The organism is Flavobacterium procerum (assembly GCF_042431625.1).
Classification (GTDB): Bacteria; Bacteroidota; Bacteroidia; order Flavobacteriales; family Flavobacteriaceae; genus Flavobacterium; species Flavobacterium procerum.
Map to the genome: position 1 here is coordinate 23,776 of NZ_JBHLYW010000001.1, position 13,954 is coordinate 37,729.

At 35.9% G+C, this 13,954-nt stretch carries 9 protein-coding genes; 6 read left to right on the plus strand and 3 right to left on the minus strand.

The window, feature by feature from the left end:
• The first annotated feature begins 38 nt into the window (after positions 1–38).
• Both ACFFLS_RS00085 and ACFFLS_RS00090 read left to right on the plus strand, forming a co-directional pair.
• Positions 39–560 (plus strand): hypothetical protein, encoded by a 522-nt coding sequence (locus ACFFLS_RS00085; protein ID WP_379683917.1) that lies wholly within the window; start codon positions 39–41, stop codon positions 558–560.
• Between the two features lie 6 nt (positions 561–566).
• Positions 567–1,061, plus strand: coding sequence for a hypothetical protein (locus ACFFLS_RS00090; RefSeq protein ID WP_379683916.1), 495 nt, complete (start codon positions 567–569; stop codon positions 1,059–1,061).
• A 92-nt stretch (positions 1,062–1,153) separates the two neighbouring features.
• Here the strand turns inward: ACFFLS_RS00090 and lepA are convergent, their stop codons facing one another.
• The 3 genes from lepA to ACFFLS_RS00105 form a co-directional block, all read right to left on the minus strand.
• The gene (gene lepA / locus ACFFLS_RS00095) at positions 1,154–2,950 is read right to left on the minus strand and encodes a translation elongation factor 4 (RefSeq protein ID WP_379689064.1); all 1,797 of its coding nucleotides are present in this window, start codon (positions 2,948–2,950) and stop codon (positions 1,154–1,156) included.
• 162 nt (positions 2,951–3,112) lie between these two features.
• The gene (locus ACFFLS_RS00100) at positions 3,113–3,802 is read right to left on the minus strand and encodes an NUDIX hydrolase (RefSeq protein WP_379689065.1); all 690 of its coding nucleotides are present in this window, start codon (positions 3,800–3,802) and stop codon (positions 3,113–3,115) included.
• Between the two features lie 44 nt (positions 3,803–3,846).
• Positions 3,847–4,563 (minus strand): NUDIX hydrolase, encoded by a 717-nt coding sequence (locus tag ACFFLS_RS00105; protein ID WP_379689066.1) that lies wholly within the window; start codon positions 4,561–4,563, stop codon positions 3,847–3,849.
• A gap of 612 nt (positions 4,564–5,175) precedes the next feature.
• Here ACFFLS_RS00105 and ACFFLS_RS00110 point away from each other — a divergent pair.
• The 4 genes from ACFFLS_RS00110 to ACFFLS_RS00125 all read left to right on the plus strand — a co-directional run bounded on the left by ACFFLS_RS00110 (position 5,176) and on the right by ACFFLS_RS00125 (position 13,845).
• Positions 5,176–8,307, plus strand: a complete 3,132-nt coding sequence (locus ACFFLS_RS00110) for a SusC/RagA family TonB-linked outer membrane protein (RefSeq protein WP_379683913.1) — start codon at positions 5,176–5,178, stop codon at positions 8,305–8,307.
• Between the two features lie 13 nt (positions 8,308–8,320).
• A complete protein-coding gene (locus ACFFLS_RS00115) occupies positions 8,321–9,895 on the plus strand; it encodes a RagB/SusD family nutrient uptake outer membrane protein (protein WP_379683912.1) in 1,575 nt (524 codons plus the stop codon).
• A gap of 23 nt (positions 9,896–9,918) precedes the next feature.
• Positions 9,919–11,286, plus strand: a complete 1,368-nt coding sequence (locus ACFFLS_RS00120) for a hypothetical protein (RefSeq protein ID WP_379683911.1) — start codon at positions 9,919–9,921, stop codon at positions 11,284–11,286.
• Between the two features lie 132 nt (positions 11,287–11,418).
• Positions 11,419–13,845 (plus strand): glycoside hydrolase family 2 TIM barrel-domain containing protein, encoded by a 2,427-nt coding sequence (locus ACFFLS_RS00125; RefSeq protein WP_379683910.1) that lies wholly within the window; start codon positions 11,419–11,421, stop codon positions 13,843–13,845.
• Positions 13,846–13,954: the final 109 nt, after the last annotated feature.

Below are 13,954 nucleotides of genomic sequence, written 5' to 3' on the forward strand. Positions count from 1 at the left end.
AAATAATGTACATTTAAACCGATTTAAAACAGTATAAAATGCTTAATGAATTAACATATAAACAAATAGAAGAATTAAAAAGAAAGTTAAGAATCGGAACTTTTGACAGCAATTTAGAACTTGCAGAATTAATACGTTTAGGATTTGATCCTGTTACGGCAAAAGATTTATTGGTAAATCTGATTAAAAGCCATAAAGAAGACCTTTTTAATGAGGCCAAAGAAAAAGAAAAATCCGACGAAAGAAGTAATATTTCGCTTTTTGCAATAACCATGATTGCAATATTTTTTGGAATGTTTGGAGGAACTGATGGTACAGTGGTATTATTCGTAATTTTAGCGGCTCTTGCCTGTGGTTACTTTGGAAATCCTCAGGATCCACTTCCCGGCATGGTAGGTTACACCGTTGCGGCCATGATTATGCCTTTTGCCTGTGGTTATTATTTCAAAGGAAGAAGCACTTTTTTAAATCTCGAAATTCTGATTCCGTATTTTATCGCATTCGGACCAGGTTTACTAATTAAATATGGATTGTCTAGATTATTGTCCTCAAATGAATAACAGCTTATGATTGAAAATTACTCTTTTAACGAACCCTACAAAAGGTTTGAACCACACGAAACAAAGTGTACTTATTGCGGTGAAGCACATATGAAAACTATGCAGGACTGCTATTTTATTCCGCTTTTTGTTACCAATGACAGAACCAACATCATAGTTTACAGTTCTGTAAGTTATTCAAAAATTTTGATAGGTATTCCGAGATGTTCTTCGTGTAGAAACATTCATGAAACATCATCTTCAAAAGCAATATGGATTGGAGTCGGAGTGGCCATAGCTGGAATAGCTTTTTTAGTCTATAATTTTATGAGTCTCCCGCCAATGGTAACTATAATAGGTTTTTTTGCCGTTATTTTTGGAGCGGTTTTCGGCTCACAGAAATTGACAGAGACATTTGTGGCCAATCATGATATCTACACCAAAAGAGACGGTGCAGAAACCAATGAGGTAGTACGCGATCTTGTATTGGCAGGATGGTCGTTTAAACAGCCAACTGCTTAGAATCGTAAATTATTAAAAAAACAACCCCAATAACGCAAGTTATTGGGGTTTTCTATATTTTATGTTCTTTCTTCTATTTTCTAAAAAAGAGCTTAATCGTTAAGTTTCAAAACAGCCATAAATGCTTCTTGCGGAATCTCAACGTTTCCTACTTGACGCATACGTTTTTTACCTTTTTTCTGTTTTTCAAGCAATTTACGCTTACGCGAAATATCTCCACCATAACATTTTGCGGTAACGTCTTTACGAAGTGCTTTAATCGTTTCACGAGCGATAATTTTTGCTCCAATCGCAGCCTGAATCGGAATGTCGAATTGCTGTCTTGGAATCAATTCGCGTAATTTCTCGGTCATTTTTTTACCAATGTTGTATGCGTTATCTTCGTGAATCAATGCAGAAAGCGCATCGACAGTTTGTGCATTCAAAAGAACGTCCAATTTAACCAATTTAGAAGTTCTCATTCCGATTGGTGAATAATCGAAAGAAGCATAACCTTTAGAAACTGTTTTTAGGCGATCGTAAAAATCGAATACAATTTCCGCCAATGGCATATCAAAATTCAATTCAACACGCTCAGTTGTCAAATACGTTTGATTGGTAATTAAACCGCGTTTTTCGATACATAAACTCATTACGTTTCCAACAAAGTCAGATTTCGTAATAATAGTTGCTTTGATGAATGGCTCTTCAACTCTGTCTAGTTTTGAAGGCTCAGGTAAATCTGATGGATTGTTTACTACTAATGGAGTTTCTGGATGTTTCTTAGTGTAAGCTAAATACGAAACGTTAGGAACTGTAGTAATTACAGTCATGTCGAACTCACGTTCTAAACGTTCTTGGATGATTTCCATGTGAAGCATTCCTAAGAATCCACAACGGAAACCAAATCCTAATGCCGCAGAACTTTCAGGAGCGAAAACTAATGAAGCATCATTCAATTGTAATTTTTCCATTGAAGAACGTAAATCTTCGTAATCTTCTGTATCAACTGGATAAATACCAGCGAATACCATTGGTTTTACGTCCTCAAAACCTGTAATCATATTGGTTGTTGGTACTTTTGCATCTGTAATCGTATCACCAACTTTTACTTCGCGAGCTTCTTTAATTCCCGAAATCAAATATCCAACATCTCCTGCCGAAACCACATTTTTAGGAACTTGATTTAGTTTTAAAGTTCCAATTTCGTCAGCAAAATATTCATTGTCAGTAGCCATGAATTTAATTTTCTGGCCTTTTTTGATTTCACCGTTTACAACTCTAAAGATTACCTCAATTCCGCGGAACGGATTGTAAACTGAGTCAAAAATCAAAGCTTGTAACGGCTCTTCTGGATTTCCTTTTGGAGCAGGAATTTTTTCAATAATTGCTGCTAATATATTTTCAACACCAAAACCAGTTTTTCCAGAAGCATGAATAATATCTTCCAATTTACATCCTAATAAATCGATAATATCATCACTAACTTCTTCTGGATTTGCACTTGGCAAATCGACTTTATTCAAAACTGGAATAATTTCCAAGTCATTTTCTAAAGCTAAATATAAATTTGAAATGGTTTGCGCTTGGATACTCTGTGCCGCATCAACGATTAGAAGTGCGCCTTCGCATGCAGCAATCGATCTCGAAACTTCATACGAAAAATCTACGTGTCCTGGAGTGTCAATTAAGTTTAAGATATATTCTTCTCCCTTGTACTTGTATTCCATTTGGATGGCGTGACTCTTAATGGTAATTCCACGTTCACGTTCCAAGTCCATGTTGTCAAGCAATTGTGCTTTTTCTTCACGAGCTGTAACGGTTTGTGTCGCGCCTAATAATCTGTCCGCCAATGTACTTTTACCGTGATCAATGTGTGCAATAATGCAAAAGTTACGTATCTTCTTCATTTTAATATATCAGTTCTCTAAAGAGTTTTAGTATTTTTTGGGTATAATTTTACGCTCAAGCAAATGCTTTAATGCGTGTAACTAAGGCGCAAAGATAGCGCAAAGTTTTGGATTCTGGAATGATGAAGTTCGATAGTTGACGGCTTACAATAAAATAGCGCTTTAAAATTCAAAATTAAAGCCTTTTTCAGTCAGTTTTTGATAGATTTCATCATCAAATTTATACAGTTTTGCGGCTCTATGCGACACATCTTTTTGTTTTTCATCAAGAGCTACCAACAGTTTCATGTGCAGAATTTTTCTTCTAAAGTTTGATTTATCGAGTTCAATTCCTAAAATTTCTTCATATAAATGCATCAGCTGCAGTAAGGTAAATTTTTCAGGAAGAAGATTAAATCCAATTGGAGCCTGACGCACGCGGTTGCGAAGCTGTAATAAACTGAAATTAAGGATTTCGTTATGATCAAAAATCAAATCGGGAATTTCGCTGATTTTGTACCATTTTGCTTCGATAACCTTTAAACTCGACTTAATGTTATAGTCTTCTCTGCTTACCAAAGTATAGTAGCCAATGGTAACTACACGTCTTTCGGCAACACGTTTCGGGTTGGTAAATGCTTTGAGTTGTTCGAGATAAATATTTTCTAAACCGGTAAGGTCATGAAGAATACGCTGTGCTGCATCGTCTGCACTTTCGTCTCTCTGAAGCCAGCCTCCCAAAAGTCCCCATTGTCCCATACTTTCTCCCTGTGCATGCTGCACCAGAAGCACTTCTAAGCTTTCTTTATTAAATCCGAAGAAAACGCAGTCAATTGTGATTCCTTCTACTGCGGGTTTATTTATTTCTGTCAATTTAAAGCGGTATTATTTTTAAAAATTCGAACCTAGTTTTGCTGTTAAAATTCAAAATTAAATCCTTTCTCTGTTAGTTGTTTGTAGATTTCGGGTTCAAATTTATAAAGCTGTGCGGCCCTGTGCGAAACATCTTGCTGTTTTTCGTCTAAAGCAGCCAATAATTTCATATGCAGAATTTTTCTTCTAAAATTAGATTTATCCATTTCAACGCCTAAAATTTCTTCGTAAAGCTGCATGAGTTGCAATAAAGTAAATTTTTTAGGCAATAGATTAAAACCAATCGGGGCTTGGCGAACTCGCTGACGAAGATGTTTCAAGCTATAAGCCAGAATTTCGTTATGATCGTAAATCAGATTCGGAATACTGTCTATTTTATACCATTTTGCATCGGCGGCTGTAAAACCTGCTTTGATATTGTAATCTTCTCTTTTAACCAAAGCATAATAACCAATTGTGATTACCCTTCTGAGCGGAAAACGGTCTGGTTCTCCAAATGCTTTTAACTGTTCAAGATAGATATTATCAAGGCCGGTCAGTTCGTTAAGAAGTCGATGCGCGGCATTATCGGTACTTTCTTTTTTGTAAATCCATCCACCGGGAAGTCCCCATTTTCCTTTACTGATTCCCTCCGCATGTTGTACCAGCAGTACTTCCAGACTTCCTTTATCAAAACCGAATATGACGCAGTCAATCGTGATGGCGTTCATAGCGCTTTGTTCGCTTTTTAAGGCAGGTTTGTCGTCGACATTTTCAATCATATTCACGATAAATTTTGACAAATTAAACAAATTAAATCTTTAAAAGCTTTTATAGAAGCTTTATATTTTTTTTAACGAAACAAAAAGACTGATAATCAGTGTTTTGAAAAATTATTAAAAAGCCGTTTTGAAAACCTTTGTTTTTAAAATGCTGATTGTCAATTTGCTAAAGCCTTAATTTTTTGATGTTGTTGGATGTTTTTTTAATTCCGTTTTTAAAGCATTAATAAAAATGATTAACTAAATATTAGAATTGAAAAAAATTAACCCTAATATTTTGTTAATATAGAAAATTTGTTTTACACTTGTAGTCAAATTTACCATAAGATAAATTCATATTGACTATAAGTTTAAGAAAGACAAATCTACAATTAACTTAAAATATCGCAAATGTTTTTTTTAGGAATTGATTCAGAAGGCACTTTTACAAAAAACAAAAAACAGCAAAGGGTTCAGAAAAAGCTTTTCTTGGTTGCTGACCGCTCAATAAATCCTGAATTAAAAATAATATAAAATTTAAAACTCAAACTCTCGAAGACTGTGTGATTCAGTCTTCACAACCAACTCTATTTAGAAAAATTACTAACTTAAATTAACCAATTCTTAATTACTATGAAAAGCAAAAATTGTATTAAAACAAAAAAGCTTCCATTTTTTATGGCGCTGCTGCTTAGCGTATTTATGATACAGTCCGGATTTGCACAGGATCAGTCCAAAACTGTAAGCGGAAAGATTCTCTCCGCTGTCGACGGGATGGGAGTTCCAGGAGCAAGCGTTGCTGTACAGGGAACCAAAACAGGTGCCGCATCTGATTTTGATGGGAATTACAAGATTGAAGCAAAAGCAGGTGATGTACTTGTGTTTACTTTTATCGGATTCAAAACTCAAACAGTAACAGTCGGAACTCAAAGAACAATCAATGTTACTTTACAAGAAGAAACAGCAGAATTAAAAGAAGTTGTCGTAATCGGATACGGATCGCAAAAGAAAAGTCTTGTGACCAATGCTATTACTCAGGTAAGCGGTGAAAGTTTGACTAAAACCAATACTGTAAATGCTTTGCAAGCACTTCAGGGTCAGGCAGCAGGTCTTCAGGTGACTTCTACTTCAGGACAGCCAGGTGAAGGTTTGAATGTTGTGATTCGTGGTGTCGGATCTACGGCAGGAAGCACCCCGCTATATGTGGTTGATGGTATTCTTACAGGAGATATTTCGTATTTGAACAATTCAGATATCGAATCTATTTCTGTTTTAAAAGATGCGGCTTCGGCGGCAATTTATGGTTCGCAGGCTTCAAACGGAGTTGTTTTGGTAACTACGAAAAAAGGAAAAAGAGGTGCATCGGGGCAAATTACTTTTGACCAGTATTATGGCGTACAATCTGTGGCTAGAAAAGTTGACTTGCTAGATGCTAGAGAATATGCAACAATCTTAAACGAGGCAGCGGTGAACTCTGGTAAAAATCCTTATTTTACAAATGACCAAATCGCTGGAATGGGTTCTGGAACAAACTGGATGGATAAGATGTTGACAGACAATGCTGCAACAAAAAATTTCTCTTTTGGCGCTTCAGGTGGTTCAGAAACTTCGGTTTATTCTACTGCTTTGTCTTATTTAGGGCAAGAAGGAGTTGTTGGAGGAAAAGATTTATCGAATTACGAACGTTACAATTTCAGATTCAACTCAGAGCATAAACTTTATAAAGATGTTGTTACCATAGGTGAAAACTTAAGTTTTGCTTATGTTAATAAAAACGGAATTGGAGTAGGAAATCAGTACAATAACTCGTTGAGAAGTGCTTTTCAGGTTACGCCTTTATTGCCAATGTATGATGATAACGGAAACTATTTTGATACATCAAACAGTACAGAACCTTGGTTGGCTGGTGTTGCCAATCCGTACGCATTAATGGTTTACAATAACCAAAATGAAAATAACAGCCAGAAATTATTAGGAAATGTTTATTTACAGATTCAGCCAATAAAAAATCTAACTTTTAAAACCACTTTAGGGCTTGACTATAATGTAAACGAAGGACATTCTTATACTCCTGTTTATCGATTATCAATTTATGCAAATACTGCTTTTGATAAAGTGAGACAGAATATGGATAAAAGCAAGAGCATTAACTGGGATAACTTGTTAACTTATAAATTCAATGTGGCAGACAGTCATCAATTTGAAGCGTTGTTAGGTACATCTTATATTAAATACGACAAAACTTTAATTGATGTTTCAAACGCTGATTCCGTTTTTAGTGATTTAGAACATGCTTGGTTAGATACAACAACAAACAAAGACGGTGCAAGAATTTCATTAGAAGGAAATAAGTTCGAAAACATCTTAATGTCTTATTTCGGAAGATTAAATTACAACTACAAAGAAAAGTATTTATTAAACGCGACTCTTAGAGCAGACGGTTCATCAAAATTTGCAGCAGGAAATCAATGGGGTTATTTTCCATCGGTATCTGGAGGATGGGTTGTTTCTAATGAAGAATTTCTAAAAGATTCGAAAGTATTCAACTTTTTCAAATTACGTGCAAGCTGGGGACAGGTGGGTAACCAAAGTATAAGATCGTTCCAATTTTTAGCAAATGTGCAATCAAAGGCTGTTAATTATAGTTTTGGCGACAAAGAAGGAGAGTTAACGCCAGGAGCCTATTTGAAAAATTTATCAAACCCTAATTTGAAATGGGAAACTTCAGAGCAAATTGACCTTGGTTTTGATGCCAGATTTCTAAACAATGCTTTGAGCGTAAACTTTGATGTTTACAAAAAGACAAATAAAGACTGGTTGATTCTGGCTCCTATTTTGGCAACTTCTGGTGCAGATGCTCCATTTATTAATGGTGGAAATGTAGAAAACAAAGGGGTTGAGTTAAGCTTAAATTACCAAAATAAAATTGGAGATTTCAATTACAGCATAAGTGCAAATGGAGCTTACAACAAAAATACAGTTGGAAAAATTCCAAATGCAGATGGAATCATTCACGGGTTAAACGGTGAACTTTATGATAATTCAGGAGAGTTTTATAGAGCACAAAACGGATATCCATTAGGTTATTTCTGGGGGTATAAAACAGGAGGGGTTTTTCAAAATCAAGCGCAGATTGATAATTATAAATCGGCAAATGGAGTGGTGTTACAACCAAATGCAGCGCCTGGAGATATCATTTATGTAAACACAAACGGAGACGATAAAATAGATGCTACTGATAAAACAAATATCGGAAATCCAAATCCTGATTTTACGTACGGTTTTTCTCTATCGGCTAGTTACAAAGCTTTTGATTTCTCTTTAAATGCAAATGGTGTGGCAGGAAACCAATTGGTTCAGTCTTATAGAAACCAAGTAGGAACATATGGTAATTATACATCGGCAATTTTAAACCGTTGGCATGGTGAAGGTTCTTCTAATACAGTGCCTAGAGTAACAGAAGACAACAGAAACTTTACACAGTTTTCAGACTTATATATTCAGAATGGTGATTTCCTTAGAATTAACACAGTAACATTAGGATTTGATTTAGCAAAAATGAGACAATCAAAACCATTTTTTGCAAGTCAGTTTAGAGTGTATTTCTCTGTACTAAATCTTTACACTTTTACGAAATACAACGGTATGGATCCAGAAATCGGATTCGGTTCTTCAAATGATGACCAGAAGTTTTCATCAGGTGTTGATGTGGGGTACTATCCAAGACCAAGAACATTCATGTTAGGTCTAAACGTTAAACTTTAATACATAAAAAAAAATGAAAAATACCTATTTATATATTTTCTGTTTGAGTTTGTTAACTCTGGGATCTTGTAGTTTGGAGACAGAACCTTTAACTCAACAAACGGAGGGAAACTTTTATAAAGACGCGGCCGATGCTTATACTGCTCTTGTAGGTTGTTATGACGGAATGCAGGTAGCTACGGGAGGTGCTGGAAAAGGAGTACCTGTTGTGACAGAAATCATGTCTGATGATTGTTTTGGCGGAACTGGTAATTCAGATAAATACGATTATGCAGCAATAGATGAGTTTGATATTTCTCGTGCTCCTGCTGAGGTAGATATGTTTAATGATAACTGGATTGCTTACTATAAAGCGCTTTATCGTTGCAATGTTTTATTGTCTAAAATGGATCAGATTGACTGGGGAAAAGACCCGTCATTAAGAAATACATACGAATCTGAAACAAAATTCATAAGAGCTTATTTGTATTTTGAAATGGTACGCCTTTGGGGGAATATTCCTTTATTGACAGCACCTTCAACTGAAAATGTACCACAGGCAGCACCCGAAGAAGTTTATAAGCTAATTGCAGAAGATTTAGTTTTTGCTTCAAACAACTTGCCTTCAGTAGCTTATAATGCTACCGTAAGTGGACGTGTTACTAAATGGGCTGCAAAATCTTTACTTGGACGTGTTTTCTTGTATTACACAGGTTACTACGGTAAAGGCGATTTGGCGGGAGTTGTGACAAAAGCACAGGCTTTAGGACATTTAGAAGATGTTGTTGCTTCAAGCGGGCACGGTTTATTAGACGATTTCTCAACACTTTGGCCTGCTGCTTCTGTAGATAAATATGCAGGAGAAAGCAATAGAGAAGTAGTATTTTCAATAAAATATACTTTCACTAGTGATTACGACGGAAATACAGATGGTAACCATTGGTTGGTAATGTTCGGAATGAGAGAGTTTTCATCTTATCCTTACGGACGTGGCTGGGGTGTTACAGTAAATTCTAAATTATGGAATGCCTATGCTGCTAACGACACAAGACGAGTTTCAACTATGATTGGAATTACAGAAGAAAAAATACCATTTACTAAAATAAACAACCAACGTGAGTATACAGGTTATTACAATAAAAAATATTCACCAATGGTGGATAGAAATGGAGTAGATATGCCAATTGTTCTAGGAAGCCAGTTTTGGGATATCAGCCAGTATCAGGATTATACGGTATTAAGATATGCTGACGTATTGTTAATGGCTGCCGAATTAGGAAGCGGAAGTGCGCAAGGCTATTTTGATCAGGTGAGAAGAAGAGCTTATAAAGCAGCTTTTACTTCTATACCTGTTACTCAGGATAATATTATGAATGAAAGACATTTAGAGTTTGCGTTAGAAGGAATCAGATATTGGGATTTACTTCGTCAGGGAGTGAGCAAAGCAGCTACAAGTATTGCAGAAACAGCTACAGTACTTAATGGAGGTGCTCAGGCAACAAAAACAATTTCTGCGGGTAATATCGAAAAAACAAAAGGATTGCAGCAAATTCCAAACACGCAGATTACCTTGTCTAATGGAGTTTTAAAACAAAATGCCGGCTGGTAATTTTAAACTAAAAATCAAAGAAAATGAAAAATATTAAATTCTTAATGACCTCATTTTTGGTATTGGCAATGCTGATATCATCTTGTTCGCCGGACTCGTATTCACTAGACGGCCCGATTAGTAAATCGGATATACATTTTGAAATTACCCAGGATTTAGTAAAAGATCCAGGAGGAAATACCGTAATCTTAAAAAACACAACTCCGGGAGTTATACTAAACTGGGATTATGTAACAGGAAAATCAGATAAGGCAGTAGAAACTGTTCAGTATGCTTTTAAAGGAAATTATACCATTAAAGTTTCAGCAGTTACAGGAGGCGGGATTGTAGAGTTAGATCCAGTAACCATAACCGTAACTCAGGATAACTTAAACTATGTAAACGATCCGCTTTGGACGGCTTTGTCTGGAGGTGTAGGCAAACAAAAAGTATGGATAGCTGATAATGGTAAATACGGTATGGCTCCAGGAGCGATGTCGTATGCTGATCCAAGCACAACGGTTGAATGGGGTAATTTTACACCAAACTGGGAACCAGAAGGTAATGCAAATTCAAGTACAGATGCAGATATGCACTGGGGAAGAACCATGACTTTCAGCCTTGAGGGTGGGCCATTTATGAAAGTGAATGAAGCTGACGGTACGCTTAAAGAAAGCGGTACTTATTTCTTAGATATTAATACCCATACTTTAACTACAACGGGTGCGACAATTTTAAGACCAGATAATTATATCGCAAATGCAAGCAACTGGACCAATAATGTTAAGATTTTAAAGCTTACTGAAAATCAGTTGAGAATTGCGATACTAAGAACCAACAGCGAAGGGCCATGGTGGTATATCTGGAATTTCGTTTCTAAAGAATATGCAGATAATTATGTACCGCCTGTTACAGGACCAAACTACGATGAAGGTTTCGATCCGACTTTTGCTTCTGGTGAATTGTTGAAAATGCTTACTGGTGGCGTTGGTACAGGAAGAGTTTGGGCTTTAGATGCAAATGGAAATCCGGTTGACTGGATTGGAAAAGGAAAAGGTTGGACAACTGGTGCTTCAAGTTCATACAACTGGGGTTGGAGTGATGATTGGGCTACTGCTGCAGGTAATTCTTGGATTCGCTTTGATCAGTTTGGAGGAAAACTTAATTATACAAGAAGTCAGAATGGCGTAGTGACAACAGGTTTGTTTACTATTGATGAAGAAAAGAACGAAATCAATTTAGGAACAAACACACTGATTCAAAATACAGGAAGCTGGATGAATCCGACCGTCAATGTTATTAAAGTAGTCAAGGCATTCAATAATGACTATCAAACAAAAGGTATTTGGTTCGGAACATCTTATGATGCAGGTAAAGATGAATGGTTTGTTTTCCATTACATAATACCTTAATTTACACTAGTTTTTTAGTTCACAATAACCTGAAAGTAGTAATTACTTTCAGGTTATTTTAAAATTTATAATGCTATGGTGCAGCTGACTTCATTAAAAAAAATAGGATTACTTTTAGCAGGCTTTCTTCTAATGACAGCATGCAAAAAATCAACAGACGAACAATTTAATAAACGAAAAGTTTCTTTTAATGCTGATTGGAGTTTTCATCTTAATGATAGTTTGGTTGATAAAGACACTATCGGGAATTCTACAAAATGGAGAACTTTAGATGTACCTCATGATTGGAGCATCGAAGGAAAGTTTGATGAAAAAAGTCCGGCCGGATATGGTGGAGGATCGCTTAACGGAGGTTTAGGCTGGTACAAAAAAACATTCAAAGTCGCTGCAGAAGACAGCACAAAAATAACTTCAATTACTTTTGATGGCGTTTACAGAAACAGCGAAGTTTGGGTAAACGGACATTATTTAGGAAAACGTCCAAACGGATATATTGGTTTTCAATATGAAATTACGCCGTATTTAAATTACGGAGACAAAAACAACGAAATAATTGTTAAGGTTGACAATTCAAAACAACCCAATTCACGTTGGTATTCGGGTTCGGGAATTTTTAGAAATGTCTGGATCGAAACTACAGATAAACTTCATGTAGAACAATGGGGAACTTATATTACGACTCCAAAAGTTACGGCTGAAAAAGCTTCAGTAAGTATTGAAACAACAATTAAAAATCAATACAAAGAAAGTAAGAAAGCTACTATAAAGACTACTATTTTTAAAGAAGATAAAAAAGTAACATCGGTTACTCAAGATATAACAATCAATGCCAACGAAAATCAAACGCTGAATCAGTCTGCAGAAGTTGAAAGTCCTATTTTATGGTCAGTTGAAAAACCGGAATTGTACACAGCAGTTACACAAATTTCGCTTGACGATAAAATCATCGATGAATACAAAACCAATTTCGGAATCAGAGATTTTAAATTTGACTTGAACAAAGGTTTTATTTTGAATGGAAAACAAGTCAAAATAAAAGGAGTTTGTATGCATCATGATTTAGGTCCGTTAGGATCTGCGATTAATACTCGTGCCATCGAGCGTCAATTGGAAATCCTGAAAGAAATGGGTGTAAACGGAATCAGAACTTCTCATAATCCGCCTGCTCCAGAGCTTTTAGATTTATGTGATAAAATGGGTTTCATTGTCATGGATGAAGCTTTCGATATGTGGAAACAAGCTAAAACCAAATATGATTATGCAAATGATTGGGATAACTGGCACAAACAAGATTTAATTGATCAATTGTTGCGCGACCGAAATCATGCGAGTATTTTTATGTGGAGTATCGGAAATGAAATCCCGGAACAATGGAATGAAACCGGAATTGAAATCGCCAAAGAATTAGCTGCAATTACACGTCAATACGATAAAACGCGACCACTTACTGCAGGAATGAATCCGCCGGTAAATATGAATATTGATGCGGTGACTTTACAATTTGAGAAAAAAAATGTATCGATTAATCCGCTTGCCGGATCTGGTGTTTTAGATTTAATTGGATACAATTATGCACATCAGACATTTGAACATCATTTGAAAAACTTTCCAAACACGCCTTTCATTGCAACGGAAACAACTTCAGGTTTGCAGACAAGAGGTTATTATGATGCTGTTTCTGATACTATAAAAAAATGGCCGGTTAGTTGGGATAAAAAATTTGAAGGAGGAAATCCTGGAAATACCGTTTCAGCTTACGATCAGGTGCAGACGCCTTGGGGATCTACGCACGAAGCAACTTGGAAAATTATTAAAAAACATGATTTCTTGGCAGGAATGTACGTTTGGACAGGTTTCGATTATATCGGAGAACCAACACCGTACGAATGGCCATCGGTAAGTTCATATTTCGGAATTGTAGATTTAGCTGGTTTTCCGAAAGACGTCTATTATATGTACAAAAGCGAATGGACAGACAAAACCATTCTTCATGTTTTTCCGCATTGGAATTGGAAAGCAGGACAAACAGTTGATGTTTGGGCATACTACAACAAAGCTGATGAGGTGGAGCTTTTCGTAAACGGAATATCAGTTGGAAAAAGAAGCAAAAAAGGAGATGATTTGCATGTTATGTGGAGAATTCCTTTTGAGGCGGGAACTCTAAAAGCCATTTCTCGTAAAGATGGAAAAGTGGTTTTAGAAAAAGAAATTAAAACAGCCGGAAATCCATCTCAATTAAAACTAACAGCAGACAGAAGTACAATAAAAGCCGATAAAAATGATTTGTCTTTTGTAACAGTTGATATTTTAGATGCTAATGGAACTTTGGCTCCAAATGCCAACAATGAAATTAATTTCTCTCTAAAAGGAAACGGAAAAATTGTTGGGGTTTGCAGCGGAGACCCAGTTAGCCACGAATCATTTAAAGGAAATAAGCATACGGCTTTAGCTGGAAAATGTTTGGTTGTTGTACAATCTGGAGATAAATCAGGAAGATTGGAATTAACCGCTAAAGCGAATGGTTTAAAACAAGCCACAATTGTAATTACAGCAGAATAAGTTTTCTAATTTTTGGAATTTTAAATATAGATACAGCAGTTTAAAAGCATTAAAAGATTTTATACTCCCGCAGATTTAGCAGATCATGCAGATTATTTTTTCCAAATCT

What these genes read in the sequence shown, in the direction of transcription:
- ACFFLS_RS00120 (WP_379683911.1), top strand. Translation starts at nt 9,919, where the DNA reads ATGAAAAATATTAAATTCTTAATGACCTCATTTTTGGTATTGGCAATG.
- ACFFLS_RS00090 (WP_379683916.1), top strand. Translation starts at nt 567, where the DNA reads ATGATTGAAAATTACTCTTTTAACGAACCCTACAAAAGGTTTGAACCA.
- lepA (WP_379689064.1), bottom strand. Translation starts at nt 2,950, where the DNA reads ATGAAGAAGATACGTAACTTTTGCATTATTGCACACATTGATCACGGT.
- ACFFLS_RS00115 (WP_379683912.1), top strand. Translation starts at nt 8,321, where the DNA reads ATGAAAAATACCTATTTATATATTTTCTGTTTGAGTTTGTTAACTCTG.
- ACFFLS_RS00110 (WP_379683913.1), top strand. Translation starts at nt 5,176, where the DNA reads ATGAAAAGCAAAAATTGTATTAAAACAAAAAAGCTTCCATTTTTTATG.
- ACFFLS_RS00085 (WP_379683917.1), top strand. Translation starts at nt 39, where the DNA reads ATGCTTAATGAATTAACATATAAACAAATAGAAGAATTAAAAAGAAAG.
- ACFFLS_RS00125 (WP_379683910.1), top strand. Translation starts at nt 11,419, where the DNA reads ATGACAGCATGCAAAAAATCAACAGACGAACAATTTAATAAACGAAAA.
- ACFFLS_RS00105 (WP_379689066.1), bottom strand. Translation starts at nt 4,563, where the DNA reads ATGATTGAAAATGTCGACGACAAACCTGCCTTAAAAAGCGAACAAAGC.